The organism is Bifidobacterium sp. ESL0798 (genome assembly GCF_029395415.1).
Taxonomy (GTDB): Bacteria; Actinomycetota; Actinomycetes; order Actinomycetales; family Bifidobacteriaceae; genus Bifidobacterium.
On the sequence record NZ_CP113914.1, the window covers coordinates 412,028 to 438,156 of the forward strand.

The 26,129-nt window shown below is 49.3% G+C and carries 29 protein-coding genes; 16 read left to right on the plus strand and 13 right to left on the minus strand.

Features of this window, described 5'->3' with window-relative positions; genetic code table 11:
• Positions 1-300: 300 nt before the first annotated feature.
• The 4 genes from OZX74_RS01585 (at position 301) to OZX74_RS01600 (ending at position 4,013) form a co-directional block, all read left to right on the plus strand.
• Positions 301-909: a hypothetical protein gene (locus OZX74_RS01585; protein WP_277156845.1), complete on the plus strand. Its 609-nt coding sequence runs from the start codon at positions 301-303 to the stop codon at positions 907-909.
• Positions 906-1,409, plus strand: a complete 504-nt coding sequence (locus OZX74_RS01590; protein ID WP_277156846.1) for a hypothetical protein — start codon at positions 906-908, stop codon at positions 1,407-1,409. Before OZX74_RS01585 ends, OZX74_RS01590 begins: the two co-directional genes overlap by 4 nt.
• A 478-nt stretch (positions 1,410-1,887) precedes the next feature.
• On the plus strand, positions 1,888-2,217 hold the full coding sequence (locus OZX74_RS01595; RefSeq protein WP_277156847.1) for a hypothetical protein: 330 nt from the start codon (positions 1,888-1,890) through the stop codon (positions 2,215-2,217).
• Between the two features lie 716 nt (positions 2,218-2,933).
• Positions 2,934-4,013, plus strand: coding sequence for an acyltransferase (locus OZX74_RS01600; RefSeq protein ID WP_277157374.1), 1,080 nt, complete (start codon positions 2,934-2,936; stop codon positions 4,011-4,013).
• Positions 4,014-4,322: 309 nt separating this feature from the next.
• Here OZX74_RS01600 and OZX74_RS01605 read toward each other — a convergent pair whose 3' ends face one another.
• The 5 genes from OZX74_RS01605 to OZX74_RS01625 form a co-directional block, all read right to left on the minus strand.
• Entirely contained in the window at positions 4,323-5,273 is a 951-nt protein-coding gene (locus tag OZX74_RS01605) for a glycosyltransferase (protein ID WP_277156848.1), read from the minus strand.
• 428 nt (positions 5,274-5,701) lie between these two features.
• Positions 5,702-5,962 (minus strand): IS3 family transposase, encoded by a 261-nt coding sequence (locus tag OZX74_RS01610; protein WP_277156849.1) that lies wholly within the window; start codon positions 5,960-5,962, stop codon positions 5,702-5,704.
• A gap of 7 nt (positions 5,963-5,969) precedes the next feature.
• Positions 5,970-6,125, minus strand: coding sequence for a hypothetical protein (locus OZX74_RS01615; RefSeq protein ID WP_277156850.1), 156 nt, complete (start codon positions 6,123-6,125; stop codon positions 5,970-5,972).
• Between the two features lie 574 nt (positions 6,126-6,699).
• Entirely contained in the window at positions 6,700-7,338 is a 639-nt protein-coding gene (locus tag OZX74_RS01620) for a polysaccharide biosynthesis C-terminal domain-containing protein (RefSeq protein WP_277156851.1), read from the minus strand.
• A 334-nt stretch (positions 7,339-7,672) separates the two neighbouring features.
• Positions 7,673-8,107: an oligosaccharide flippase family protein gene (locus tag OZX74_RS01625; RefSeq protein WP_277156852.1), complete on the minus strand. Its 435-nt coding sequence runs from the start codon at positions 8,105-8,107 to the stop codon at positions 7,673-7,675.
• A gap of 250 nt (positions 8,108-8,357) precedes the next feature.
• Here OZX74_RS01625 and OZX74_RS01630 point away from each other — a divergent pair, with 250 nt between their 5' ends.
• The 3 genes from OZX74_RS01630 (at position 8,358) to OZX74_RS01640 (ending at position 10,227) form a co-directional block, all read left to right on the plus strand.
• The gene (locus OZX74_RS01630; RefSeq protein WP_277156853.1) at positions 8,358-8,621 is read left to right on the plus strand and encodes a hypothetical protein; all 264 of its coding nucleotides are present in this window, start codon (positions 8,358-8,360) and stop codon (positions 8,619-8,621) included.
• A 449-nt stretch (positions 8,622-9,070) separates the two neighbouring features.
• Complete coding sequence (locus OZX74_RS01635; protein WP_277156854.1) at positions 9,071-9,964, plus strand: hypothetical protein; 894 nt, start codon at positions 9,071-9,073, stop codon at positions 9,962-9,964.
• A complete protein-coding gene (locus OZX74_RS01640) occupies positions 9,961-10,227 on the plus strand; it encodes a hypothetical protein (protein WP_277156855.1) in 267 nt (88 codons plus the stop codon). The genes OZX74_RS01635 and OZX74_RS01640 overlap by 4 nt, the downstream gene beginning before the upstream one ends.
• Before the next feature lie 948 nt (positions 10,228-11,175).
• On the opposite strand, the gene OZX74_RS01645 is transcribed toward OZX74_RS01640, so the two are convergent.
• The 4 genes from OZX74_RS01645 to OZX74_RS01660 all read right to left on the minus strand — a co-directional run bounded on the left by OZX74_RS01645 (position 11,176) and on the right by OZX74_RS01660 (position 14,677).
• The gene (locus OZX74_RS01645; RefSeq protein WP_348519559.1) at positions 11,176-11,517 is read right to left on the minus strand and encodes a 5'-nucleotidase; all 342 of its coding nucleotides are present in this window, start codon (positions 11,515-11,517) and stop codon (positions 11,176-11,178) included.
• Positions 11,499-11,789: a 5'-nucleotidase gene (locus OZX74_RS01650; protein ID WP_277156856.1), complete on the minus strand. Its 291-nt coding sequence runs from the start codon at positions 11,787-11,789 to the stop codon at positions 11,499-11,501. Before OZX74_RS01650 ends, OZX74_RS01645 begins: the two co-directional genes overlap by 19 nt.
• 306 nt (positions 11,790-12,095) lie before the next feature.
• Positions 12,096-13,013 carry a DMT family transporter gene (locus OZX74_RS01655; RefSeq protein ID WP_277156857.1) on the minus strand — a complete coding sequence of 306 codons (918 nt, stop codon included), beginning with the start codon at positions 13,011-13,013 and terminating at the stop codon, positions 12,096-12,098.
• Positions 13,010-14,677, minus strand: coding sequence for a phosphotransferase (locus tag OZX74_RS01660; RefSeq protein WP_277156858.1), 1,668 nt, complete (start codon positions 14,675-14,677; stop codon positions 13,010-13,012). The genes OZX74_RS01655 and OZX74_RS01660 overlap by 4 nt, the downstream gene beginning before the upstream one ends.
• 263 nt (positions 14,678-14,940) lie before the next feature.
• On the opposite strand from OZX74_RS01660, the gene OZX74_RS01665 reads away from it, so the two are divergent.
• From OZX74_RS01665 to rfbB, 5 genes are all read left to right on the plus strand, one after another.
• Positions 14,941-15,957, plus strand: a complete 1,017-nt coding sequence (locus OZX74_RS01665; RefSeq protein ID WP_277156859.1) for a hypothetical protein — start codon at positions 14,941-14,943, stop codon at positions 15,955-15,957.
• The gene (locus OZX74_RS01670) at positions 15,957-16,337 is read left to right on the plus strand and encodes a hypothetical protein (RefSeq protein WP_277156860.1); all 381 of its coding nucleotides are present in this window, start codon (positions 15,957-15,959) and stop codon (positions 16,335-16,337) included. Before OZX74_RS01665 ends, OZX74_RS01670 begins: the two co-directional genes overlap by 1 nt.
• On the plus strand, positions 16,322-16,906 hold the full coding sequence (locus OZX74_RS01675; RefSeq protein WP_277156861.1) for a hypothetical protein: 585 nt from the start codon (positions 16,322-16,324) through the stop codon (positions 16,904-16,906). Before OZX74_RS01670 ends, OZX74_RS01675 begins: the two co-directional genes overlap by 16 nt.
• A 96-nt stretch (positions 16,907-17,002) precedes the next feature.
• A complete protein-coding gene (locus tag OZX74_RS01680) occupies positions 17,003-17,518 on the plus strand; it encodes an NUDIX domain-containing protein (RefSeq protein WP_277156862.1) in 516 nt (171 codons plus the stop codon).
• A 222-nt stretch (positions 17,519-17,740) separates the two neighbouring features.
• Positions 17,741-18,763, plus strand: coding sequence for a dTDP-glucose 4,6-dehydratase (rfbB, locus tag OZX74_RS01685; protein ID WP_277156863.1), 1,023 nt, complete (start codon positions 17,741-17,743; stop codon positions 18,761-18,763).
• A 120-nt stretch (positions 18,764-18,883) separates the two neighbouring features.
• On the opposite strand, the gene OZX74_RS01690 is transcribed toward rfbB, so the two are convergent.
• The gene (locus OZX74_RS01690; protein ID WP_277156864.1) at positions 18,884-19,444 is read right to left on the minus strand and encodes a hypothetical protein; all 561 of its coding nucleotides are present in this window, start codon (positions 19,442-19,444) and stop codon (positions 18,884-18,886) included.
• A gap of 29 nt (positions 19,445-19,473) precedes the next feature.
• Positions 19,474-19,620, minus strand: a complete 147-nt coding sequence (locus OZX74_RS01695) for a hypothetical protein (RefSeq protein WP_277156865.1) — start codon at positions 19,618-19,620, stop codon at positions 19,474-19,476.
• Here OZX74_RS01695 and OZX74_RS01700 point away from each other — a divergent pair.
• Together OZX74_RS01700 and galE are read left to right on the plus strand one after the other, a co-directional pair.
• Positions 19,610-20,833 carry a polysaccharide deacetylase family protein gene (locus tag OZX74_RS01700; protein ID WP_277156866.1) on the plus strand — a complete coding sequence of 408 codons (1,224 nt, stop codon included), beginning with the start codon at positions 19,610-19,612 and terminating at the stop codon, positions 20,831-20,833. The genes OZX74_RS01695 and OZX74_RS01700 overlap by 11 nt on opposite strands.
• A 281-nt stretch (positions 20,834-21,114) precedes the next feature.
• Positions 21,115-22,134 carry a UDP-glucose 4-epimerase GalE gene (gene galE, locus OZX74_RS01705; protein ID WP_277156867.1) on the plus strand — a complete coding sequence of 340 codons (1,020 nt, stop codon included), beginning with the start codon at positions 21,115-21,117 and terminating at the stop codon, positions 22,132-22,134.
• A 306-nt stretch (positions 22,135-22,440) separates the two neighbouring features.
• On the opposite strand, the gene OZX74_RS01710 is transcribed toward galE, so the two are convergent.
• Positions 22,441-23,436 carry a G5 domain-containing protein gene (locus OZX74_RS01710; protein ID WP_277156868.1) on the minus strand — a complete coding sequence of 332 codons (996 nt, stop codon included), beginning with the start codon at positions 23,434-23,436 and terminating at the stop codon, positions 22,441-22,443.
• A 406-nt stretch (positions 23,437-23,842) separates the two neighbouring features.
• Entirely contained in the window at positions 23,843-24,193 is a 351-nt protein-coding gene (trxA, locus tag OZX74_RS01715; RefSeq protein ID WP_277156869.1) for a thioredoxin, read from the minus strand.
• Between the two features lie 160 nt (positions 24,194-24,353).
• Here trxA and OZX74_RS01720 point away from each other — a divergent pair, with 160 nt between their 5' ends.
• Together OZX74_RS01720 and OZX74_RS01725 are read left to right on the plus strand one after the other, a co-directional pair.
• Entirely contained in the window at positions 24,354-24,986 is a 633-nt protein-coding gene (locus OZX74_RS01720; protein ID WP_277156870.1) for an NUDIX hydrolase family protein, read from the plus strand.
• A gap of 153 nt (positions 24,987-25,139) precedes the next feature.
• Positions 25,140-25,994, plus strand: coding sequence for an alpha/beta hydrolase (locus OZX74_RS01725; RefSeq protein ID WP_277156871.1), 855 nt, complete (start codon positions 25,140-25,142; stop codon positions 25,992-25,994).
• The last annotated feature ends 135 nt before the right edge of the window (positions 25,995-26,129 follow it).

Here is a 26,129-nt window from a genome sequence, read left to right on the forward strand (position 1 = left end):
GAGGAAGCTTTCAATTATAAAAAGAAAGATTGCCTTTAGTTAGAGTAATTGGAGATATTGTTAATGACCAACTATTTATCTGTCAAAAGACGATCTGATGCTAATCAGATAAGTCAAGATAAAAAGTCATTTATATTTCATAAAATTATCGAATATGTCAATATAGCCGTATTGGTCCTGTGTTCCTATAGTGTTTATTTCAAGCATTCGCAAAAATCTTCGATGTTTCTCCAGATTCTACTTATTGCTTGTGCGGGTATCTGGCTATTTTCATTCTCAAAAAAATCAATAAAAACATACATGCAGCAACCTATTATTGTTGCTTTACTTTCTTTACTTTGTATAGGGCTTGTATATTTTTTAAATATAAATTCTTTTGCATATGTTTTACAGAAAATCGTAATATTGGTGATTCTATTACCTTTATACCTTGCAATTTTTAAAAAAATTGGTTTTGATTATTTAGTTGATAACTTTCTTGAAGAGTTTAGAGTATTTCTGACTTGGTTATGTGTTCTAGGCTTAGTCATCTGGTCTTTATCAGAGGTTTTTGGAAAGATATTCCCTTCTATTCATGTGACTTATATATGGGGTTCTCTAAACTCTGGTGATGGTTATTTTGGATTGGTATTTCCGCTGCAGGAGGCCAATCTGAAAAATATTCAGTTATATAGATTCACTTTGTTTTTTGTTGAAGGTCCTTTGGCGAATTTCGTTTTTTTGACGGCCTTAGCATCGGAGCTATTACTTAAATTACGCCCTAACTGGTTTTCTGCCTTTATTTTTAGCTTAAGTTCTTTGCTAACCTTCTCCACATTTGGGTTTATTCTATTGCCTTTGATTTGGGTTTGCTGGATTCTGTTTTCATCTTCGGGCCAAAGAATTCGCAAAAAAAAAATAAAAAAATGAATGTTATAATTTTATGCGTTTTTGGCTTTCTTATATTACTCTTCCCTGTTCTAAGTTATTTAATTGTAAAGCATAAAAGAAATGTTATTTCTCTTAATACTCATTTCAGCGATTTTTCGACAGGTCTAAAATCGTTTTTAAATAGTCCTATATGGGGGCACGGCATCGGGAATTATAAAGAATCTTTTGTTAACTTTGGTGGTGGTAATGGACAGACCAGTGGTTTGATCTCAGTAGCGGCTCAAGGAGGATTACTGCTTTTAATTCTCTATTTACTTCCTCTATTGCGATTGATTGTCATAGGGTTAAGCGAGAAAAAATGGGGTTGGACAGCATATTCAGTTATAATAATAGGTATGTTTTTGGTTGTTGTAATAGACAATAATCCTTTATTTGCAGTAATCCTTGCATTTTGTTATTCCATACCAAATGACTCAAAGATTGTTTTGAACCCTTCTTGGGGCAAGCATAAGCTTGAAACCTCAAAAGTGCATAAATGAGGATTTGTGTTACGCTTTGCATATTTTCGGTATCAAAGTTACGAGTCAGCGATAGCGCGAATGTTTTAACCTGTCGTCCCATGAATGGCTCTCTGCGAAATCGAGGATTATAGGTATTGAATCTACATCAGACCCGAAGTTTAAAGACTGTTATAAATTGCTGAATATTATCTGTAACTATTCATAAGTGTCTGAGAATCCGTGGCCACTTATAATCTAGTAATCAAATAGTCAATTGAGATTAGGAAAGTGATGCGAGAACAGACAAATCCATTAGTCAGCATTGTAATTCCAGTTTATAACGTGGAACATTATGTTATGGCGTGTGTGCACAGCGTTGTTTCTCAGACTTACAAGAATTTGGAAATAGTTTTAGTAGATGATGGCTCCACTGACTCATCTGGGAAAATTTGCGATGATTTACAGCATCAAGATTCTCGATTAAAAGTTATACACCAAATGAATAAAGGTTTGTCTGGTGCTCGGAATACAGGCACTTCGGCTTGCAAAGGTGATTGGATTCTTTATGTTGACAGCGATGATGTTTGTTACACCTCACTTTGTTGAGCATCTTTTGAAGGCAGCTGTTTCTTGTCATAGCGATGTTGCAATTTGTAAGGGAACAACTTTTACGAATGAAAGTGATTTTATAGCTGATGAACGGGATCAAGTAGAGTCTGTCAAACCTGAAGAAGCGGTTGTTGAGTTGTTCTCTGAAAAAAAAAAAAGCGAGTACTGCTGCTTGGGGGAAAATAGCAACTGCAGATTTATGGAAATCTCATTTATTCCCAGAAGGTCAGAACTTTGAGGATCTTCCGACTACATGGAGGCTTCTTGCTGATTCGCGAAATGTTTCGTTGCTTACAGGGGATTACTATGGATATCGTAAACGGAGTTCTTCAATCAGTTCTACGCCCAGCATGAGTTCACTTGTTGATTACGATAAGTCAATTCGTGAAGTTTGGTTCCAGGCACAAAAGCGATATCCGAAACAACAATCTGCAATTGCATTTCGCTGTTCTTTGGAATATTGTAGGCTACTTGAAATGATCAGTAAAGTTCAAAGTGTTGACCAGTCGGTAAAGAGCCTTTATGATGAGGCGTTGTCATTCCTTAAAAGTAATTCTATCTTGGCTTTTTCCGATAACTATGCTTCAACTTCACAACGTTTGAGGATTATTGTGACGAGTATTCTCCCACACCTGATTACCAATATTCGTTCGATTAAATAATTTTTTATTTCTCCTCGTGAATCTTAACTTTTTGCATAAAAGAAGATACATCAAAAAAGGAGGAAGCTACAAACGTTAAAATTATTGTAGACTGCAATTTGTACGGTATTCTATTATATCTCGTTTCGTAGGGATTTTTACTTATAGTGTCTGATCTCTGATTGCAGGAATGCTGTACCAGGTCGTTCGAAAGCCTTCGTTGCTGGTCGAATCTTCGCAATAAGATGAAACAATTACATTATGAGAATAGAAACCTTGGTCAAAGCCGATAAAAGAGCAAATATGGTAACAAATAAAAAAAAGAGATGTAGCCCTCGATTTCATAAGGTTTGTTGCAATATCATTGGTGGTAATTGTGCATGCGGCGACGATAACCGTACCAGATGCCCACGTGTCAGTTTTCCAGACGTTTGGTTCTTTTGGTGTCCCACTTTTTGTAATTCTTACTGGTTATCTCATGCTTGATAGACAGTATGATGCCCAATATTTACAGAAGTTTTTGAAGCGGAATTTGTTGCCGATGTTTGTGTGCCTTGAGGTGTGGAATGCTATTTGGTATGTCTTGGCTCGATTGTCCAGATCTCCTTTTTCGTTTAAGTATTCATTGAAGATCGCCCTATTCATGCAGGTTCCAGATGGACCGTTTTGGTTTTTACCGATGATTTTCTGTCTTTATATAGGTATTCCACTTGTTTCAGTGCTGTTAAATTATCTGTTGCGGTCAGGCAAACGAAATTATCTTTATATCCTTATTGGTTGTTTACTTTTAGCGGGTACCATAATTCCTACAGTTGAGAATGTACATATGCTCTTTACCGGAAGAGATGGAATTGTAAGTGTCCTGCAGATGAATATTTTCGGTTCAAGCTGTTGGTGTGATTCCGTGTGGATGCTTTATCTGATAATAGGTTTTGTTCTCAAGCGTTTTAGTGGCTTTATTCGTAAGAGATTGTCATCACTTGTGTGTTTACTAAGTTTTATCGTTTGCCTTGTGCTTCTTTTGGCTTTCCGCTTGCTTGCACGGCAACGACATCTGCAAGATCCTTATTTCTATTCTAATATTTTGGTGGTTGGATGTGCAACTTTCTTCTTTGTGCTTATGTACCGGTTCTGTAAGTTTGAGGGAAAGTATGCACGAAAATTCATTACACTGTTTACTCCGATTTCTCGATTTTCGTTTGGCATGTATATGATTCATACATGGATATTAGCTATCTGTGTTCGCTGGTTGACTGGTCCAAGTGCCAGCTTAGGTAAAGGGTATTTGCTTTTCTTTATTGTTTTCATTTTGTCTTATGCCGGCTCTGTCTTGTCGACATGGATTTTGTCTACTGTGCCTGGTCTTCGAAAATGGCTACTTTTGATGAAATGACATTTGTTTTTTAAAGAACTGGGTAAAGCAAAACAACATTAGATCTCTTGGTGTTAGAGGTGACTAACTATGATTAAAATTAGGAATTAGCCTACCTGATATGTGACCAAAATCATCTTTGAATGCAGTCTTAGTCAACTGATATAAAATTGAATCTATTCACGATAAGTCCGAACAGCTCTCACGTCGTAGCAGAACATTCCAAAGCCTATTCTGAGCACATTTTTTGCCATGCTGCTTGGGGTGTTTTGATAGTTAACCTCGCCGGAGCGCGTAGAGCCATATCCGAGTTTTCCACGCATCCTCAATTCACAACTTTCCTAATTCATTAATATAAAATTCTTGCAGTTTTTTTGCTTCGATTTCAATATCTAATTGAGCCTTTTGAGCGGCTGCTGATTGATTGCATCGATGAAAATTGCCTATTCCTTTTAGAACTTTATCAGCCCAAGTACTTGGAGATTCGTTAAGGGAAACAAAGGAAAGGTTGCCCGTGATATCACTTTCTTCAGGTATATTACTGGAAGCGTAACAAGGTAAGCCTGTAATTTGGGCTTCAGCTAATGCCATCGGGAATCCCTCATACAAAGATGGAAGTATAAAAGCATCCATTGCCATCATATAATTCCAATCATCTGCGACTGATCCCGTGAAACATACATTTTCTGTAAGTTGAAGTTTCTCTGCTAAACGAATTAGTTGTTCATGCAGACTACCTTCTCCTACAATGTAAAGAAGACTATTAGGATATCGTAATGTAATTTCTTTAAAAACGCGAATTAGGAATTCTTGATTCTTAACTGTTTCTAGTCTTCCAACGGTTCCAATTACTAGTTGATTATCTTTAACGCCAAGATTATGTCGTTGTGTCTCTCTTTTGGATATCGAATAATCGTATGAATTCAAATCTATAGCATTTCTGACAATCATGACTTTTCCAGATTCTACGGCTTTATTGCCAAAAAGCCACCTACCTGCTTCCTCGCCGCAAGCAAAATAATGAGTTGCATATTGGGGCACTCTATGCCGATAATAAGATCGAATTGGAACGAGGATATCTTTGGTAACCTTAGTGCTGTGCGCATGCGCAATTCTTATGGGTACTCCTTCTTCTTTAGCGATACGTAGTGGAATACAACTTCTTTCATCAATATTGGAATGGATAACTCTATATTCTGGATGATGCCGAAGGAAGTGATGAAAAACTTTGGTAAAGCTTGGGTAACGCATAGAAGGGAGATGAAAAATTTTCGCGCCCAAAGAAAGCGCTTCTTGGTCATATACTCCTTTACCTGCATTTCGGCTACTTATTAAAAAATCATATTGAATTTTTCTCGGTCAAAATGTCGCAAATAATTCATTGCCATAGTTTCCGCACCACCGCGATTTAGAGCGGATGATATAACTAACACACGTTCAGGATTGCTCATTCAGAAATTACCTTTTATTCAAAATAAAACAGCAACTAACACTAAATATACATATACGCCTTTGGCTTGACACGGTATATTCTCATATGTGATTGATTCAAAAAGAAAATGATGATTATCGAGTAAGGATTGATGGGTGATAACCATTCAAAAATATCCGTATATTATATAAAAATGAAGCTGAGTGGGGATGCGGACGTTTTCTTGGACTGGCTATGCGGCCAGTCCCTGGCTTTTCCTGTATTGTACCGGGCTGAGCTAACTCAGTGATTTCTTGATGCGGGTCTCGTTGTAGCAGATCATGTAGGTGTCCAGCCTCTTCTCGAACTCCTCGTAGGTGATTCCTTTCCAGCCATGGTGGTAATAGAACTCGTTCCTGGGCCTGCCGAAGAACCCCTCCATCGCGCTGTTTTCCGGACTGCATCCCTTCGTACTCATCGAACGTGTCAGGCCGCCCGCGTCGCAGATCGCGATCCATGCCGGCCAACGGTAATGGCAGTCCCGGTCCGAGTGGCTCACCGGCCGCTCACTCCCGGAGCGTGGCTATCGCCTTCTCGAACATGGTGTTCGCCGTCGTCTGGCCCGGATGCCGTGAGAGCGTCCAGGAGACGACCTTGCCGTCGTAGCAGTCGATGACCGGCGACAGGTCGTCTTGCACCCCGTCGAGCCTGAACTCGGTCACGTCGGTTCAGCCACAGCGCGTTCGGCGCCTCAGCGTGGAAGTCTCTGTTCACAAGGTTGCCCGGCGCCTCGGTGATCTCGCCCTCGTATGAGCTGTGCCGCCTGCGGCGTTTGGCCGAGGACGAGCTTCTCCTCGCTCATGATCCACAGCACGACCTTCTCCGAAACGACCAAAGGCTCGGCGTCGTCCACCCGCAGCATGCGGCAGGTGGACGACGCCCCCAGATCCGGCCGCCCGACTCGAACAGGCCGCGGATCCGGCCTCTCAGCTCATCGTATTTGTCGCCGGCGGCGACCACGGCCCGCTCGTAATAATACGTGCTGCGTCTCAGCCCCAGCATGGCAAGCAGCCGCCCCAAGCCGTATTCACCCCTCAGCTCCTCGACGACCTGCGTCTTCTCCCGGTTGCTCATCGCCTCGGGGCCTCGACCCGGAGGCGTCGGCTTTTAAACCCGCATCGCCTCCCTCAAGACCGCGTTCTCCAGCCGCAGCCGGTCGATCCCGCCGCGCTACACTGACACGTCATCGCCGACCTCGGGCTCCCCCCATCCAGAGTTGGTTACATCAAAGGCAGTCTAAAAGAGCTTTCTGTAAACTTTTTTGAAAAGATTTGTAACTTTCTTTGCTTCAGGCCACTGAACTACGACAAGAACTACAAATATTAAAATTTGAATAGGAATGGATACAAGACCCAGTTCAGAAACTAGAAGTTGAACGAGTAAGAGTATATATGAAGTAGCAATTCTTTTTGTTGAAACTTTCATATGGATATATTTGCGAACTAGGATAAGACGTGTACCATATACAATACTATATCCAATCAATGTCGCCACGGCCGCGCCTAACGCCCCCATTATTGGAATCAATAGAAAACTCAGGCCAACATTTACTACTGCTCCTATAATGGTCGTATATGAGATTGCCTTTGTATCTCGTGTAGCAGTAAAAACGCCTCCAATAAATTCAGTCATTGTGTCAAGCAGGACCGAGAAAAGAATAAAAGGTGTGTAGTGCCATGCCTCGAAAAAATCCTTTGCATAAAGGATTTTCGCCAATGGAATATTGCAAATCAAAATCATTGAACAAATGAGAACCATAACGAAATTCATGAGAGAAAACGTATTGCCAAAAAAGCCTTTGCTGTCCTCTGAGTCATACTCAACGATCGCAGATATCGACCATGCACGTGAAAAAACACTTCCGAAAGCAGACAAAATACTCGGAATTTTATAGGCTATCGCATAGAGACCGCTGACAGCAACACCACAGAGGGCAGTCAGTATATAACGGTCAGAAGCGTTATTTGCCCACCAAGAAATTCCCCAAAAACCAAGGGAAAGCTATAAAGATACATTTCTTTTCTTATCTTAGTGTTTATCCGTATCTTTATATATCTCCAGAGATGTGCTTCTATAAAAAGCCATACGACCGCTAAAAAAGATCCTATTGAATTTGCCCAGAGATAGCCAATTAGTCCCCATTTAAATTTAACCAAGAACAATATATTGCAAAGCAATGTAACACTTGCATTGACAATACTTGCGACAGCTATCGATTTAACTTCATCGATTCCTCTGGCAAAAAGCGATAAAGTTTCAAATCCACCCTGCAAAAAAACATAAGTACCACGAAGAAAAGATACTCATTTCTCCATCCTGGAATGCCGAACTGCGCCACCCCAAAAGCAAGAAGAGCTACCACGCCTGTACCAATGAGCAAAGTTTGGACACCAATACTAAGCACATCGCGATTGTCGTACTCCTTATCGAGCGCAAAGCGCATAACCGCTTGCTCAATATCAAGAGTTGCAATAGGCACAAGCAGCATGACCGTTGTGGAGATTAAATCAGAGATACCATAATCTGCCGTGGATAGGATGCTGGTATAAAGCGGCGTTAAAAAGAACGAAAGCGCCCTAGGAACAAATTCGCTAAGCGCAATCAAACCTAAATTCTTCGAAAGAAGTTTGTACGCCTTTTGCACCTATCTACCTCCCTGGCGGTTTGTTCTTTTGCGTCTCTTTGGGTAGCGTCCCGAATGTTGGTGTACGAAAGACATACACCCAGCCGCCGTTAGTGACTTACTTTTCTGAAGTTTACTGCTTCTTAGAGACCTGGTAGGGTCCGGGTTTTGCGCAAATGGGTTTTGGAATTTGAATAGGGCATGACGCCCTTGCCTATGTACGATTTTCAATCGTTGACATTGTCCATCGTTTGAAAAGCAGGTGGGTGCCATGCCCAATGCAATACTACGGTTCGACCATGCCAGCTTTGAGACCGAGCTCGACAGGCTGGTCGTCGAGAGGGCCGAGGAGCTCTTGAACGCAATGCTCAACATGGAGGCCGGCGGGCTCACGGCGTCGAAACGATACGAGCGAGGTCTGACGGTGAAGGCCGGCGATATGACTGTCAGGGGTGCCGAAGCTGAGGGTCGTTCTTCGACTCGCAGGTCATTGACCGCTGCCAGCGGCGCGAGAAGGGCGTCAATGAGGCCCTGATGAAGGGTCCGCCCAGCGTCGGCGACTCGCTCGCCACCAGCCACATGAGGTTTCACGATCGACAGCCGCGTCCGCAACGACGGGCAGAACCGGCGGGCCACGCCCGCCGCGCTTACACTCACCGCCGAGACATGCACCTCCTGATCGGGCCGGTAGCCCATCCACGAATACACCGTCGCTACGCACGGGCCGGGGATTCCTGGCACGCCTCCGCCGGCGAATGGCCCGCACACACGAACGCACGAACCCGCTCTTTAAACTCATCCGAATACCTCGACACCGATCAACCCTCCCTAATCAATGTCCAAGTTTTCCACTGCACCACCCAAATCCAATTTGCGCAAGCTATCAGACGCTACCTATACTTTATAGCATCTGGGCATGTTGCATGTTGGTTTTCAATTACCCCTTTGACGATTTAAACAGCTAGTGAAGTAAGGATTACAATCGTGAAACGTCTTATTCATTTTCCTATAAACGAAGTGCTTCCAATTGGCGGGCCTGCTGGCTATTTGAGTAATCTCAAAAGAGGACTCGACGAAATTGGTGCTCATGAATATGAGTTCTTACCTGCAGAAGGTGTCCACTTCAAAAAGAATAAAACCTTACGAAGAGTCGTTCCCAAGCGCCTTAAAGATTTAAGGAGGCTTTACAAATGTATAAATCTACCGCAAGTTTCAAAACCCGCGCCAGTGGATTATACACAGTACCGTTCAATTCATTTCCATTCAACACTCGACCTTTATACTTATCGAAACGCATTGGAAGCTTACAAAGGTAATGTCATTTTGACTTCTCATTCTCCTTGTGCAGCACATAAAGAACTCCTTGATTCTTTAGATTTACATGATGTCCAGCGACATGCCCAGGAGCTTAAACGACTTGCTATTATCGACGAATACGCTTTTAAACGCGCAGATACTATTATCTTTCCTTGTGCAGAAGCAGAAGAGCCCTACTTTCATACATGGAACGAATATGCCCAGATACGAGATAGCTCGAAGATACGCTATCTGCCCACCGGTATTTGTTCGCCTGTAATACGTGAGTCGCGCTCTGTAATTCGTAAGCGCTACGGTATTCCTGATGAGGCTTTTCTTATGTGTTATATAGGTCGACACAACTCAATAAAGGGCTACGATGCGCTTGTTCAGGCTACTGTTCCTTTACTCAAAAAAAATAATAACTACTGGATGCTCGTTGCCGGTAAAGAGGGCCCCCTTTACCGACCTAACCAGCAACATTGGGTTGAAGCAGGATGGACAAACGATCCGTATTCCATAATAGCGGCAGCAGATGTTTTCATCTTACCTAATCGCGAAACCTACTTTGATTTGATTTGATTCTGCTAGAAGTACTTGCACTTGGCCAACTTGCTGCTATAACCACCACAGGTGGTAACAAATATTTTAAACAATTTTCTGCACCAGGAATTTTCTATTTTGATACTGCTGAAGAATTAAGCACAGCTATAACCCAGATTCAGCATTTATCTCCGAAAGAGCGAAAGGAAGTATCAGATCAAAATACAGCACTCTACACATCTAACTTTACTTATTCCACTTTTGCGCAGAAGTATTGTTCTCTAATGGATAGTCTACGTTGAAAATGTATATAAATATGGTTCTTGTGCATTTGGTATAGGTGAGTGTGGGCGCCTCGGGTAGGATTCGATGTTGTCAGAGGTATCGGATCGTTCGGGAGACACCCCGTGTCCGTCAGTGTATCAAATCTGAAGAGGGTCCTCGGCCTGCGCCGCCCGTGTTCTCGATGGTGCCGCGGTAGTGTCCGGAGTTTTGCGCAAATTGGGTTTTGGGATTTGAGGTGGGCGTGACACCCTTTCCTGTGTAGGATTTTCAATCGCCGAGAAAGAACAATTCGATTGGGAAGCAGGTGGGTGCCATGCCCGATAATCAGATCGTACAGTTCGACCAGGCCAATTTCGAGACCGGGCTCGACAAACTGGTCTCCAAAAGGATTGAGGAGCTGTTGAACGTGGATTGTCGTCAGTTAGCTGAACTGTTTTGTATAGCGAACTAGGTCGAGCTCATGTAGCCGAGGGGCGAGTGTGGTCTTTGGCTGTTGTGTTGTCAGACGTACTGGCCGGTGTCGAACGTAATTATTCGCGATCACCGACGACATCTGGCTGCATATCAGGAAACAGAAATGGCTGATAGCCTCCAGTTGACCGAGACTGCGAGTTCTCGGATGAGGGCTTTTCGGAAACCGTCTTTTGCTCACTATCCAATTCATTGGTAGCTGTCTGCGGCCATGGAACCCAAACATCCAGATTCTTTTTGGTTTTCATATCGCCTAGGTTATATGCAACGTGTCATCAAAAACACAGTCGGATTAATCCCATTCAACATATCGATTTTGCTATTGTCGCCAAGACAATGTGACTCATCAACATGAACCCCATAGTGTCCCAATGTTCTTGCCATGCGCTCAATAGCAGGATTAGTTCTTGCCGTCACTATCTCTATCCTCATCAATCGAGTAACCTTGGAATTGCCAGATTAAGCTAATTCTTTTTGGATTTCATCGATTCTCTTCAAAAATGGAAGCAACGGACCAGGCTCGATTGGTTTGTAGATGTTTTTTGTTCAGAATCGTCATAAACTAATTCACCTTGGATTGCGTAAATTCGTTTTAGTCCAATGCCTGCGAGAATCCCGTCAAAATCGAATGCGATCCTAATCTGTCCTGAATCCCTTTCCGTGTCTCCTTGATAAGGTAACGCCAAACCGACCGGCAAACCTACACGTCTTGCCTTTGAAACTTCAGCTTTATCCGTTGTCGGGGAAAGCAACATCTTATAGGCTTCCATATACGGATACACGGGATCATCCGTAGTAAAACTCGCTTTTCTGATATTCAGGTTGTATTTCCTAATGCTCGCGTTAACGCGCGAAGAAGACTCGACACTGTTCTTGGAAAAACCACTACCTCAATTTTATTTTTCTTCAGATATTTATTTAGACTGAGCAAAGCGGTCACAAACTTAAATGCACGACTAGGCTTAAGAGGCTCATCAACATACTTGTCTTGGTATGCATCATAAGCGTGTTGGCCTTTTCTCTTAAAGATTCGCTGCTCTTTATGCAAATCAAAAAGAGCCGATGAGGAAACACCGACAACAAGCACCTGCTGTTCTGTTTGGTTCATGATCCCACACCTTTCATCAGCAAATCGTCAATGTAAAATTTACTTGCAATGCAAATATTGGCATTACAGCAATGCTATTTGGATTATTTGATATGTATTACTTTTACGGCTTAATTGCGTTTTGACTAAAAGGGTTGGTTATAATTTGTCTTTTGCGCTTGTGGGATTTGGAGGTATGGAAAACCTTCCAACTTTTCGTTCGTACTCCACAATTTTTGTAATAGAAGGCAATTATGTTCTTAACTGTCAATCTCCATCAGTTATCGGCAGATTTATCGGACTTGCCTTTTGCCATCATAAAACAACTCATTCCAATCCGAGGCTGCTAGAATCGTGCCGGCAAGGATGAGCAAGCAGAGCAGTATGGTCGCTAGGTTTGGCGTGGTGCCTTGCAGGAGGAATCCGAAGATTATGGCCCATGCGGAGTATGAGATGTTGAGAGCCATCGCTCGTGCGGCTCCGATGGTCTCGATACCTTTGTAATAACAGAGATATGATGCAGTTCCTGCGAGCGCCGCCAGGAGAATGACTGCCGTCGAGAAATGTGGTATCGCGTGTGCGGTGAATTCCCATGCACCGAAAATAGGCAGGGCGATTACGGCGTAGGCAAGGGCCGATGTGGTCTCTCTGATCTGCAGGGCGGTGTCGTTGTCGACGGCATCGTCGCGCATGCATGCCCCAGGCGCAGAGCACGGCTTCGGATCCCCATCCAGCGACGGCGAGCAGTGCGCCGATGAGCCCGAGTGCGGGATTCGTCAGTTTTGAGTCGCCTGAGGAGATGAAGCCAACAGTCATCACGCCGGTGAGGGCAAGCAGAAGCGCGCCTACCTGTCCTTTTCTCATTCGTTCCTTGAGAAAGAAGTAGGAGAGCAGGGCGCCGAGTGCGGGATAGGAGGCAGTGATGATAGCGGTATAGCCCGCCCCGATGTTGTTGATGGCGATGAGATAGCCGGTCATCCCGATGGGCCCTCCAAGTAGAGCGCCAGCCATCACCACTAACCCGCTGCGCGTCTTGAGCGCTTTAAGGGTGGCACTTAGACGCTTGCGGATGCCCATATAGACCACGAGCCATACGGCGCACAATGCGTCGTGAAGAAAGGCGCTCGCGATTGCTGCCACCGATGCCGCTTGGCTGGAGTCGGAAAACGGAAACATAGTGAGCGCGATACCGAGAACAACGGTGTCGAGTCCCCATAAAAGCCCGCTGAATACACCGAATTTCAAGACTCGTCCTTGTCTTTGTCTTCGTACAGCGCCAGCGTGCGGTCGAGATAGGTGGTTGCGTAACGGTAGTAGATGTAAAGCCATTCGTCCACGAAATCGCCTTCGGCCTGCTTGACCAGCGACCACAGGTACCAGCACCAGCCGGCCAGCTCGATATGTGCATAGTTGTGGCGCCGCTCGGCAGGAGTCGGGGTCCGGCCGAAGTAGGCGTCCAGGGCAGCGTCGGCCTCGTTTTCGTCGAGCTGGCAGCACACGCAGAAGGTGCCGTAGTCGTTGGCGTAGTCGCTCATACCGGCGTATTCCCAGTCGATGAGCGAATAGGAACCGTTCTGGTCGACAAGGAAGTTGCGGGAGAAGAAGTCGTTGTGGCACAGACAGGTCGGTGCCTTATCAGCGCGGACATACTCTTCGAGTCGTGCCACTTTTGTGGCCATTTCCTCGAAGCCGGGGATATCGATGGGTCCTTTTCGTCGCAGAATCTGTTCGTAACGTCGTGCCTCCTCAAAGAAATCGAACCGGCGTTTGACACTCGCGCCGCTTTCGTGCAGTGAACGTGCCATCTGCATCGCATGTGCCACTTGGTCGGGATTGTGGGCGTCGAGGTTGCGCGCATGGTCGATGAACTTTGAGATCTTCCAGCCGCGTTGGGGATCTTCATAAATGTACGTGGGGTCGAGGCCAAGCTCTTTGGCGGCTTCAAGCGCATCCACTTCGGCGTGACGGTCAATCAGCAGCTTCGTGCCTGCTCCCGGATGTCGATACACATACTGGCCGCTGCCGGTGGAGAAGTGGCATGACAGGTTGGTTAGGCCCTGTTTGAGTGGGTAGACGTCATGGATTTCGTCCTTGTCGCAGTGCAGCACGCTCGTAATGTTGTCAAATATGCTCGTGTCGACGTTCTGCAGGAAATGCGGGTCGAAGGCTCGTACCTCGTCCAGCGAATCAAATTCATTGATGACGCCCTCCTTATAAGGGCGTATCTCCATGTCGAGTTCTTTGATGTGCTCAATATAGAGAGATTCCCAGAGTTTGTCACGGGTTTCCGGCAAGTTATATTCGGCTTCAAGAATGGTCCGGAACTTTTTCGAGAAGGCCCGGTCGAAGTACACATGGCCGAGCATGAACCATGAGTTGCTGCCGCCTACCGTGACCGAAGTAATACGTCCGTGAGCTCCTGTAGTCATGCACCATTCCTTGGTGGGGCCTTTCGAATATTGTGCGGCATAGTAGGCCTTCCATACGTATGGCTCGAACGGGTTTTCGGTGAAGTAGTCGTCCGACGAGCAGATGTACGAGTTGGCCAGTCGATCTCGTACCTGCCACAGCGACCCATTGTTGTTGCGTGTCGCATATTCATCGTTGACCACAATGGATACGCCGAACTTCTGCTCAAGATAGAAAAAGAACTCCTTCTTGTAGCCCACAACGACGGTGATGTCTTGGATGCCAGCTGCCTGCAACTGCTTGATCTGCCGCTCGATGAGAATCTCACCGCGGACTTTCAAAAGACCTTTCGGCTTTTCGTACGAAATCGGGGCGAATCTGGAAGATAGGCCTGCTGCCAAAATGATGGCGTTATCTACTTTGTAAGGAGCGAGAGCTTTGGTCCCCGCAGGCGTGATACAAGATTCTCTAATATAACCTTTGTCGGCAAGCTCGCTCATAGCTGCATTCACGCTGCCCAACGAAAGTCCGGTCGATTCAGCGATAAGACGTTGCTGTGCGTCAGGATGCGCCTGCAAGTACGTGAGGGTTAAGAATTGTTTCTTCGAGAGCACCGGATCCCGCTTTCTTCCAAATACCGCGATGTTCAATTATATTATCATGTATTCAAGAAATGAACACCGAGGTTACAGTAAAAGCTTGTCTAAGTTTCCATTCACCCTGTGGTGTTTAAACTTACTTGATTTCTTCTAGACTTGGCAATATGAATAAATCTGAGCAAACGACGATGGTTGCGAATTTCGATTCCATGGAGCAGCTGAAGCAGTGGATGCGGATTGCCGAGGATCTTAAGATTTCGGCCAATGGGGTGCCGAAAGCCAAAAAATCAAGCCGAGCTCCGTCACTCGCTGACGGTCTGTGGGTGCAATCAGACGTGAAAAACAATTGTGAGAGTCTTCTTAATACGTACCCGCAGTTCGCCTCTTGCTTTGCCGGCATCATCCGCACCGCGTATCTGTATGCTCCGAAGATTGTCGTGACGGTCGCTGATCTGTTCGATGGGGTGTTCTTTGTGGCGTTGGGGCCGAAGGCGGTCAACGGCATTCTCGGGACTTCGTATAAGGATGGCGCGAAGCTTGTGGTTTCCGGTTGGGAGGACACGCTTGAAAAGAACCTGATTTCGTTTATTCTCGACAAAGACCGGCAGAAGATCAACAAGAAAACCTACTGTACATTGGATGGCAGATTGCTTGGGATTGACAAGCTGGAACGGGCTTTCCTGGGTCGGGGTACCCATCTCGAATCAATGGCATTTGAGGATTTGTCGCATCGGGAAGAGCACAGGCTGAAGGCTTTTGAACCTGAACCAGCGCAATCCGGGGAACAGGCATTGGGCGAGCATTGGCTGGGGTGCTTATGGAAGCGCTGTATCGGCAGTGTTTCGACGAGCTGTCTCGGTGCGGGATACCGCAGAAAGAATTGGATGTCCTCTCTTCGCGCGGCGCGGCGTTGCAGTGGTCCGAGTTTTTGGCGAGACGCTGGCAGGAATGGCTTGATGCCGAAAAACGCGGAGAGATCATATATCACAAGCAGAATGGCGCTTTGTCTGACGAAGAATTTCGGGATGTGGCGAAAACTACCGAAGGCATGGTTTCCGGCTTTGTTTTGCAAGGAAGTTCTGCCAGAGGCTCGGTGGATTGGAACGCTAGGAGAGAACCGCAAGATGTCAAAACGATTGTTGAAGAAATCAACGCGGCTGATCCTTCCGAGCGCTCGCTGATGGCGGTGAATAATGTGCTTGCCGAGCCTATAAAAGGGCGCAGCGATGCATTGGAGCTCTTTAAACGTATCAACTATCCCGACTCTCCTATCAATGAACGCGAGAGATTGGAAGGTTGGTATGAATACATATATCAGAAGAGCCTCGCAGAACATGTGGGTGCAAGCCTCAATGACGAAATCGTTGATGGCGTGGATGCCTCCGACTTCCCACGCTCTCCTGAAAAAGTTGACGAGAGTATGTTTAAAATCTGGGTTGATTCCTGGCGTTCCGAAAAAACGGATCCCGACGAAAGGGGATTTGGCAACCTGATTTATGTCAGTAATGGCGATGATTCAAACGGTCAGGAAAAAACTCAAACTCAGTGGGAAACGTGCTGAACCGGCAAAAGCAAGAACCAAAACCTTCTGAGGTGAAGCATAAAATCAAGAGGCTTTTCCATCTCGACCATGGTAACGAAGGCCAAAACGATGTTCTTGCGGGCAGGATCTATGTAGATAATTGCTTTATCGACGCCCTCCGGAAGTCCAAGGACAAGATTCGTCGCATTCGGTTCCACACTCTTTCCGGGCCGATAACGGATACGCTCAGGCAAATGCCGCACAGCAGGTTCGAGATATTTTGTTATGAATCCCGTAGTGCCATACGGCGTTGGCAGATCAACGGTTCCAAGCGCAACACGCGCAATGTCGGCTACTGTGTGATGAGAGCAGGAACGGAAAGTACTTTTGGCGCGGAAGCGAAATCGTTGCTGCACAATACCATTATTGCTGCCATCATCGCGGCTGTTTCGGTGGGTCTGGATCGTCTTATTCCTGATAATTTCATGCCGTTGCTGATGATGGTCATCCTTTCATGGGTGATATCGGTTATTCCAAATGTCATCGACGTCTATCATTGGCTCAAGGACGTACATACCAGCGGAAGTACGGTTCTTATCGATGACTAGCGGGAATATGCGGGCTGGGTGTAGACGATTTGGTATGCGATAATAGGCGAAGAAACTTGGCGATTTGTAAGGCAGTGCTGAAAAGGATGTGGCGTGATGGCGGGTTCTGTTCCCAAAGTGTTCAACGTAGTTGATGGCGAGATACCGCTTGAGTTGAGCAATGAGCGTCAGGTTTTTCGCGAGCAGGGCGGAGCGGATTTCACTGTGACGGCGGTGGACGCGGTGGCCAAGCGGACCGGAGAGAAGATGACGCTTCATTTCACTTCGGTCAAGGATGATCGGCCTGGGGCGGTATGCATCGTGGTGCTGAAGGCTGCGGAAGGCTCTGGCATTGAGGATTGTTATCTCGTCGCGCGTCACTGGCGGGCTTCGGTGGGAAAGTGGGAATGGGAATTTCCACGTGGAATGGGTGAACCCGGTGAAACGGTTGAGGAGACTTCCGTGCGCGAGCTACATGAAGAGACCGGGATTGCCGCCAAAATCGGGCAGGTTCAGGTTTTGCAGATCATCCATGCCGATACCGGCGTTTTACGTGACAATATTGCGGTGACTGCCACATTGAATTTTCCGATGACAAACAGCGTCGGGAAGCTTTGGCTAAAGTTCCCATGAAAACAAACGACGGTGAAATTCATTCATGCTCGCAGGTCTCACAGTCTGGGCTTGATTGGGAACTTTCGCACATGCGTTGGGTGACGGAAACTGACCTGAAAAGCTGTATCGCGCAAGGCGGTATCGTCGATGGAATTACGCTTTCATCGTTCTTCCTTTACTTATTATCCAAGTAAACTCGGTTGGAGGATATGCTTGCGTTCGAAAGGTTCGGTTTGTGTGATGGTTGCAACGTTATTTGCGCCTAAGAACATCATCGTCACCGGTGGCTGCGGTTTCATCGGTTCCAACTTCGTACATTACGTGGCGAAGAACCACCCGGAGACCCATGTCACCGTGCTCGACGCGCTGACCTACGCCGGCAACATCGAGAACATCAAAGGCCTGCCCGAAGACCAGGTCGAGTTCGTGCACGGCAACGTGTGTGACGCCGAGCTGCTCGACAGGATTGTTCCCGGCCACGACGCCATCGTGCACTATGCGGCCGAGTCGCACAACGACAACTCCATCATCGACCCTGAGCCGTTCATTCAGTCCAACATCGTGGGCACCTACCGCCTGCTCGAGGCCGCGCGCAAGTACGACGTGCGCTACCATCAGATCAGCACCGACGAGGTCTACGGCGACCTCGCGCTCGACGACCCGCACCGCTTCACTCCGGAGTCCCCGTACCGTCCGTCCAGCCCGTATTCCTCCTCCAAGGCCAGCGCCGACATGATGGTCCGCGCCTGGCACCGCACCTACGGCCTGCGGACCACGATCTCGAACTGCTCCAACAACTACGGCCCGTACCAGCATGTCGAGAAGTTCATCCCGCGCCAGGTCACCAACATTCTTGACGGTATCCGTCCGAAGCTCTACGGCAACGGCCTCAACGTGCGCGACTGGATCCACACCGAGGACCATTCCAGCGCCGTATGGACCATCCTGACCAAGGGCAGAATCGGCGAGACCTACCTGATCGGCGCCGACGGCGAACGCAACAACCTCGACGTGCTGCACGACATCCTGCGCGTCATGGGCCAGAGCGAGGACGCGTTCGACTGGGTGCGCGACCGCCCGGGCCACGACCGCCGCTACGCGATCGATCCGACCAAGCTGATGACCGAGCTGGGTTGGAAGCCGAAGCACACCGACTTCGCCGAAGGCCTCAAAGAGACCATCCAGTGGTACACCGACAACGAGAGCTGGTGGAGGCCCGCCAAGGCCGCCACCGAGGCCAAGTACAAGAAACAAGGCCAATGATTTTACCAAACATGAGTAATTATGTGCGGGGAACGAGGGTATTGTTTATTTCGCTCAATTGATCGCGTCTGGAATCTTCTCAAGGTTTTCCCATTTCCAGCTGATTGTGTAGTGTCTTGCTTAGGCGTTGAATGACGTTGAGTTGGCGAGGAGATTCGCGCCGGCAGATGGAAGGGAACAATGGCACGCAGGAGGAATAAGCGCAGGAAGCCTGTATCGGGCAAGGCCGCCGTCGCGCGCAATATCAAAGCCAATCCTGCTCGCGATGAATCCCACGGTGCCAAAAACGTTGCCGGCCATGACGAAGCAGTAAAAAATAAGTCTGATGCCAGCGACAAAGAAAAGATTAATGGCAAATCTGCCTCCAGGGATGATAAAGCACCCGAGAACAAAACGAAAACTGGTGGCCATGCTAATGGCAAGAATAAGAACGAAGCCGTTCAGGAAACAGGCGCAAAGAATAAAGACAAAGCCAGTCATAAAGCCGAAGCCGATAATGGCAGCGGAAGCCATGCGGATCATACAAAGGACGCGGACAACGCTGCGGGTAACGTCGACGATGCGGATAGTACGGATGGTGCGGCCGGTAACGTCGTGAATCCTGATGCTGCTGATGGAGATGTTGCTGCCGAAGCCGACGATAGCAGCGATGGTCATGATTCCAACAATGCCGATGGTCATGAAGAAGATGGCTATCCGCTAGAGCCAGGTCAAGAGGTGACGTCCGCCAAACCCGTTGCGAAACCTTCTTGTGAACCAGCTACGCCGCCCGAAGAAAGGCCCGTCGAAGAAGCGCCCATCGAGGAACTGTCGATCAAGACGACCAAAGTGCGCAGGGGAGCCAAGTTGGCGCGCATCTTGTTGATCATCCTTCTTGTGCTGGTCGTCGTGCTCGCGTTGACGGGTGTGGGCATGTGGGGCTACAACCAATTTCGCCCTATCACGGTGAGCGTCAACGGTGCCGAGCAGCGGGTGAGCGCCAATACATCGCTCGGCAAGTTAGCGGCTGATCATGATGATTTCGGCGCCAAACCCGGCAAGCTGCTTTCCGTCTCGGGCAAGGTGCTCAAGAGGGACGGCGGCGGTCCGGTAAGGTATACGCTCAATGGCAAGGGAATCGGGGATGCCGATGCAGCCAAGGATGCCGGGGCAGCCGGTTCTGCAAAAAGCGCAACGACGAGCAATAAAGGTTCCGCAGCATACGGAACCAACGCGCCCATAGACCTCAACAAGGTCAAGCTGCCCGAAAACGCGAAAATAACCGTAAAAGACGGCAAGAATCTGACCGAACAGCACGATGTCCGACGTACAATGGTTCCGTTTGGCGTCAGCGTCAACGGCCACGGCGTCATCCAAAAGCTTGTGCAAAGGGGCAAGCAGGGTGTCAAGGAAGTGTGGATCGGCAAGATTTCCGGTGAACAAGTGGACAAGGGCGTGGTCAAGGAGCCGAAGAACGTCATCGTCGATACGTTCTCGCCCAAGCCCGTAACGCACAAGGTCGTCGCTTTGACGTTTGACGATGGCCCCAGCCAATACAGCGGACCGATCCTTGACATCCTGAAAGAGAAAGGCGTCAAGGCCACGTTCTTCGATGTGGGCAACGGAGCCGCAGCGTGGCCGCAATTCGAGCAGCGCATGGTGGCCGAGGGGCATCAGGTCGCCAGCCACAGCTATTCGCATCCCGACATGTTCAAGCTCAATCCCGACCAGTTGCGTGACAACATCACCCAAGGTCTGGCCAATATCAAGGCGGCTTCCGGAGTGACCACCAAGATGCTGCGTGCGCCGTACGGCAATTTCGGCCCCAATCAGTGGCTGCAGACCAGCGATCTGATCGATTATAACGTGATATGGACCGTCGACACGGAGGATTGGAAGAAGCCCGGGGCTCCGGCGATCGCCAACGCCGCGCTGTCGAAAGCGTACAACGGCGCGGTGATTTTGATGCATGACGGTGGCGGCGACCGGAGCGAGGACATCGCGGCGCTTCCTGGAATCATCGACGGGCTCAAGGGGCAGGGCTATGAGTTTGTGACGATCGATCAGCTCATGGCGATGAACGGCAAGTGAAAGGTATGGCTTTTCTGGCTTGCGGCAAGGCTTTCCGGTTGAAACGTCGGTGAAGGCAATTTTCGTTTTGCCGGCCAAGTTTGGGCCGGTTTCGTATCGGCTGTTGGCATTTGCGTTTGTTCTGTCCAAGATGCTAGCATTATTGGATGTTGGACGGCATTTGCGTCCGAGTCGACAATATGCAAGCAGTCAAAATGTTGCAAATAGTCACAAAACCTGTGTACTATATGTGTGCTAATGTTAAGTTTTGTTAGGTTGCAACACGATGCAAGGAGCATACAATGACAACTGTGTTGGTTACCGGAGGAGCCGGATATATCGGCACTCATACTGATATCGAACTGCTGAACAAGGGCTATGACGTCATCAGCATCGACAATTACGTCAATTCGGTGCCGGAGGCGCTTGATCGCGTCAAGACCATCACCGGCAAGACCGTGAAGCGCTACGACGGCGATGTGCGCGATGAGGAGCTGATGAACCGCATCTTCGAAGAGAACGACGTCGACTGGGTCATCCACTTCGCCGGCCTCAAGGCCGTGGGCGAGTCCGTCGCCAAGCCGATCGAATACTACGACAACAACCTCACCGGCACCATGGTGCTCCTGAAGGCCATGCGCGACCACAACGTCAAGAAGTTCATCTTCTCTTCGTCCGCCACCGTCTACGGCGCGGCCGAGCACTTGCCGCTTACCGAGGAGAGTCCCGTCGGCGGCACCACCAACCCCTATGGCACCTCCAAGCTCTTCCAAGAGCAGATTCTGCGCGACGTCCATGTCGCCGACGATTCATGGACCATCGTGCTGCTGCGTTACTTCAACCCGGTCGGCGCGCACGAGTCTGGCTTGCTCGGCGAGGATCCGAAGGGCATTCCCGCCAACCTCACCCCGTACATCGCCAAGGTGGCGCTGGGCGAGCTCAAGGAGGTCCAGGTCTACGGCAACGATTACCCGACCCCTGATGGCACCGGCGTGCGCGACTACATCCACGTCGTCGATCTCGCCCGCGGGCATGTCGCGGTGATCGACCACATCAACAAGCCCGGCGTCTATACCTACAACCTCGGCACCGGCCACGGCTACTCGGTACTCGAGGTCATCAAGGCCTATGAAAAGGCCGCCGGCCATAAGATTCCGTACGTTATCAAGCCCCGTCGCCCCGGCGATATCGCGGCCTGCTATGCGGATTCCTCCAAGGCCGAGCGCGAGTTGGGCTGGAAGGCTGAGCTCGGCATCGACGAGATGGCCGCTTCTTCGCTGAACTGGCAGACCAAGAACCCAAAGGGCTTCCGTAAGGACTGAGTCTTTTCCACCTGATTGAAAGGCTGCCGCTGTGCTTCGCGCATGGTGGCAGCCTTTTTGATGGAATGGTTATCGCCAGATTGATATACATGTTGAATCTGCGTGTTGTTGTCGCGACAAAGCAGGGAGCCCCTGAATCCTTTGAGTCCGTTTATATCCATCAACAAATATTGACAAACCGGCGAGGATTTTCAATAACTCACGAGTGTGCGCTTACAGAACGAGTAGGGGCTTTAGACAAATACAAATTGAGGCTCCCGGTGTGTAACCGGAAGCCTCAATTCGAAGATTTACGCTACGTTGAATTTAGTAGCTGTGAGCCGTCAGCCAATGAGCATAGGCACCTTGCACGCCGCCGTACTTAGCGCAGTAGCCCCAGAACCACTTGAGCTGTGTCTGATAGTTGGTGGCCCAGTCCGCGCCGGCGCTCACCATCTTGCTGCCGGGCAATGCCTGGGGCAGGCCATAGGCGCCGGAAGGATTCTGCGCGTTGACGCGCCAGCCGGATTCGTGGCTGATGATGTAGACGGTGGCGGTGAAGTCCGCTTCCGACCCGCCCGTAGAGAGCAGGTAATCGTGTGCCCACTGCTGCATCTCGCCGACAGGAACAGTGGAACCGATGTTGGCGGCCGCGCTGGACACAGAAGTATTAGAGCCGGTGCCGACGAGGATGATCTTGTCGACCGGGGCCTGCTTTACAAATGAAGTGAATACGTTGGAGGAGATGGTCTTCTTGCCGGCCTTGGTGACCAGGCTTGTGGTCTCCATGACGCCTTCCTGGCCCTCGGATTCCACTTTTTGCTGGCCCTTGGGCAAGTCGGAGGTCTCCTTGGTCACGACGTTGAAACCGATGGGTGCATCCGAGGTTTCAAGATTCGCGTCGGCGCGCTCAATGGTGATGACGGTTGATTCGTTGACCTTGGTCTTCAGGCTTGGGGTGACAACGTCGCCGGTCTCGAGGGTGATGTCGCCCTGGTCGAGCACGGACTTGACGTTAGTGAAATGGGAGCCGACCACGGCGCGGTTCTTGCCGTTGATCCTGACGGTGACGTAGGTGTCTCCGGCCTTGCCGCCGCGAAGGTCCTCGCGGTCTGCGCCGCGGGAGACGCCAAGTGCATTAGTGTCTGTAGCGGAATATGAAGTGATTCGGTTGAGGGAATCCTGACTTGCATTATGCGAATGGATGACGACAGCGCTGCCGCCTATCAATGCCACAACCGCTAGTGCGCCGGCCGCGATCTTCGTCCACTGGCGTTTGCTCAGCGACCTCAAGGTCTTGGTTTGCTTACGGTGGTTAGCCATATGCTGTTAATGCTCCTAGGTAGTCCTACAGTTTCTGGCACATCGAATAAACGAGGTGCCGTTCGGTTTTCCTCTCAACTCTTTTCGCACGTCCCTAGCGTGCGAGATGCAACGCCGCAACTTACTTAATCCGCCTTGGCAGATACATCACTACATCACAAAACAATCATAATTATAACGCGGTGGCACGAAAAATCGTTTTATAAATGGTCAAAATATAGCAATTATTCATAAATAAATGGCGCTTTGCCCTGAAACGCCGTTATTTTGTCGCTTTATGACCGATATGCCGTTAGCCGAACATTGCCGGCTAACGGCATACCTCATTACGTGAAATTATGCGAAGATCATTCGAAAATTCTGTGAAGTCCGATCGAATTGACCGGCCTGAGCAGCTCGTCTAGATTCAGGCGTTGGCGCCTTGCTCAGCATCGACGTCAAGGGCGCGGGCCTGCTTGATGACCTCGTCCAGGTCGGAGGCGCGAAGGGCCCCGGCCTGCTTGAAGATGATCTGGCCTTTCTTGGCGATCATCAGCGTGGGGACGGCCTGGATCTCGGCCGCTGTGGCAAGCTCCTGGTTCTGGTCGATGTCGACCTTGCCGAAGACGATGTCGGTGTTGGCCTCGCTGGCCTTCTCGTAGACCGGACCGAACGCCTTGCACGGGCCGCACCAGGTGGCCCAGAAATCAACGAACACCAAGTCGTTGTTGGTGATGGTCTCTTCAAAGTTCTTTGCCGTCAAAGTCTGCGTTGCCATGATATGGCTCCTTCCGCTTGTGCGTTGCATCGTTGTGTGGTCGTTTGCCTTACGCGCGATGTATTATCCAGTCTCGCAGTAAACCCCAACAAAGCTACGCCAGTGACGAAACGGCGGTTCGATTTGCGCATTCGTCAGCCTGACACACGATAATGGAGCCATGGCAGTCTTGAATGATGAAGTGCCCGACGAGGGTGATTTCGATGCGGGGCGGCATCGTGGCGAATTCGATGGCATCACGCCCGAGGATTTTGTACGCGGCGGCAGCAATGGCAATCCTCCGGGATGGCTTTCGCCGCACGATATCGACGAAGCCCGTGCCAAACTGCCCATCGTCTACGCCGAGGTGGTTCCTGTGCGCACCGACGACATGGGGCGGATTTCGCAGGTCGGTTCCCTGTTGCGCGTGCGTGACAGCGGTTCCGTCGAACGCACGCTGATCACCGGCCGCATTCTTTTTCACGAGACCATCCGCGAGGCCATCGCACGCAATATCGCCAAGGATCTGGGCGATCTTGCCCTGCCGATCCTGCCCGCGAGCCTTCAGCCTTTTACCGTGGCCGAATTCTTCCCGACCCCGGGTATTTCCGAGTTCTACGATCCGCGCCAGCATGCCATCGCGCTGTGCTATGTGATTCAGATTTCCGGTGATTGCAAGCCGCTCGACCCCGCGCTGGACGTGGAATGGTGCGATGTCGAGGGCAAACAGCTCGATACGTTCATCGCCCAGATGTCAGGCGGGCACGGCCAGATCGTGCGTCGCGCGCTATCGTGGGCCGGCGTCGGCGCGTAAGTGTTTCGGCTGAGACTTCGGGCTGTGAAACGGGTGTATGGTATCGCGTTTCCGCAGTCTTCATTCGTTGATTTGGCATACAAGATATTGCATGGTTGAAAATCGATTGACGATGATGACCATGATGTCGGGTGCCGGGCAGAAAAGAGTGGCATGAATATTCGTATTGATAATAAGGTCTATCGTTCCGGCAAAGGCATACCGCTGATTCTGTTGCATGCATTCCCCGTGGATGCACGGATGTGGGACGATTGTGCGGCAAGTCTGATTCGGTTGGGCGGCGAGCGTGGGGTGGAGCCGTTCCCGATCTGGGCGCCGGATACGCCTGGTGCCGGCGACGCCTCGATACCTGATGCGCAAGCCAGCGGAGCGCTCGCCGATGACGGCGCTTACGCCGAGGCGATGGACAAAGTGGCCGAAGCCTACGTTTCGATGCTGCATGTTGCCGGCTATGAAAAGGCCGTTTGGGTAGGCCTTTCGATGGGCGGCTACCTGGCGATGGATATTCAGCGGCTGTTTCCCGGGTCTGTTGCCGGGCTTGCCCTGTGCGACACCACCACCTTTGCGGACAGTCCTCAGGCTCGTGCGAACCGTCTGAACGTCGCCAAAACCTGCGAGGAAGACAACACCGTGGATCCGGTGATGCATTTCGCTCGTCCGCAAGCAGGCGATTCGAGCATCAAGCGCAGCCCGCGTTTTGAGGAGCTGCTGGCCGGCTGGATACGTGACCAGCGGCCGGAAGGGCTTGCCTGGCGCGAGCGCATGGCCGCCGGACGCATCGACACTACCGACCAGCTGTCGCATATTGCCGTTCCGGCCGCGGTGGTCTGTGGACAGAACGATCCTTCGAGCCCGCCCGATAAGATGCGTCCGATTGCCGACGCCATGACCTCCACTTCCGTCGCGTTCACCGCGATCCCGGATTGCGGCCACTTCAGCGCCGTCGAACATCCCGACGCCGTTGCCAACGCCTTGCTTGACCTGGTTGAACGGGTACAGGCATCGTGAATTATCGTAAGATAATGAATACCAAATAATAAATCATCGAATTTGTCTGACCGCCCCGAAATCTTTTCGTAAGAGGCGTTACGTACGTGTCGATGACGGATTGCAGGGTTTGAAGCATTGATAAAAGAGGTTGAC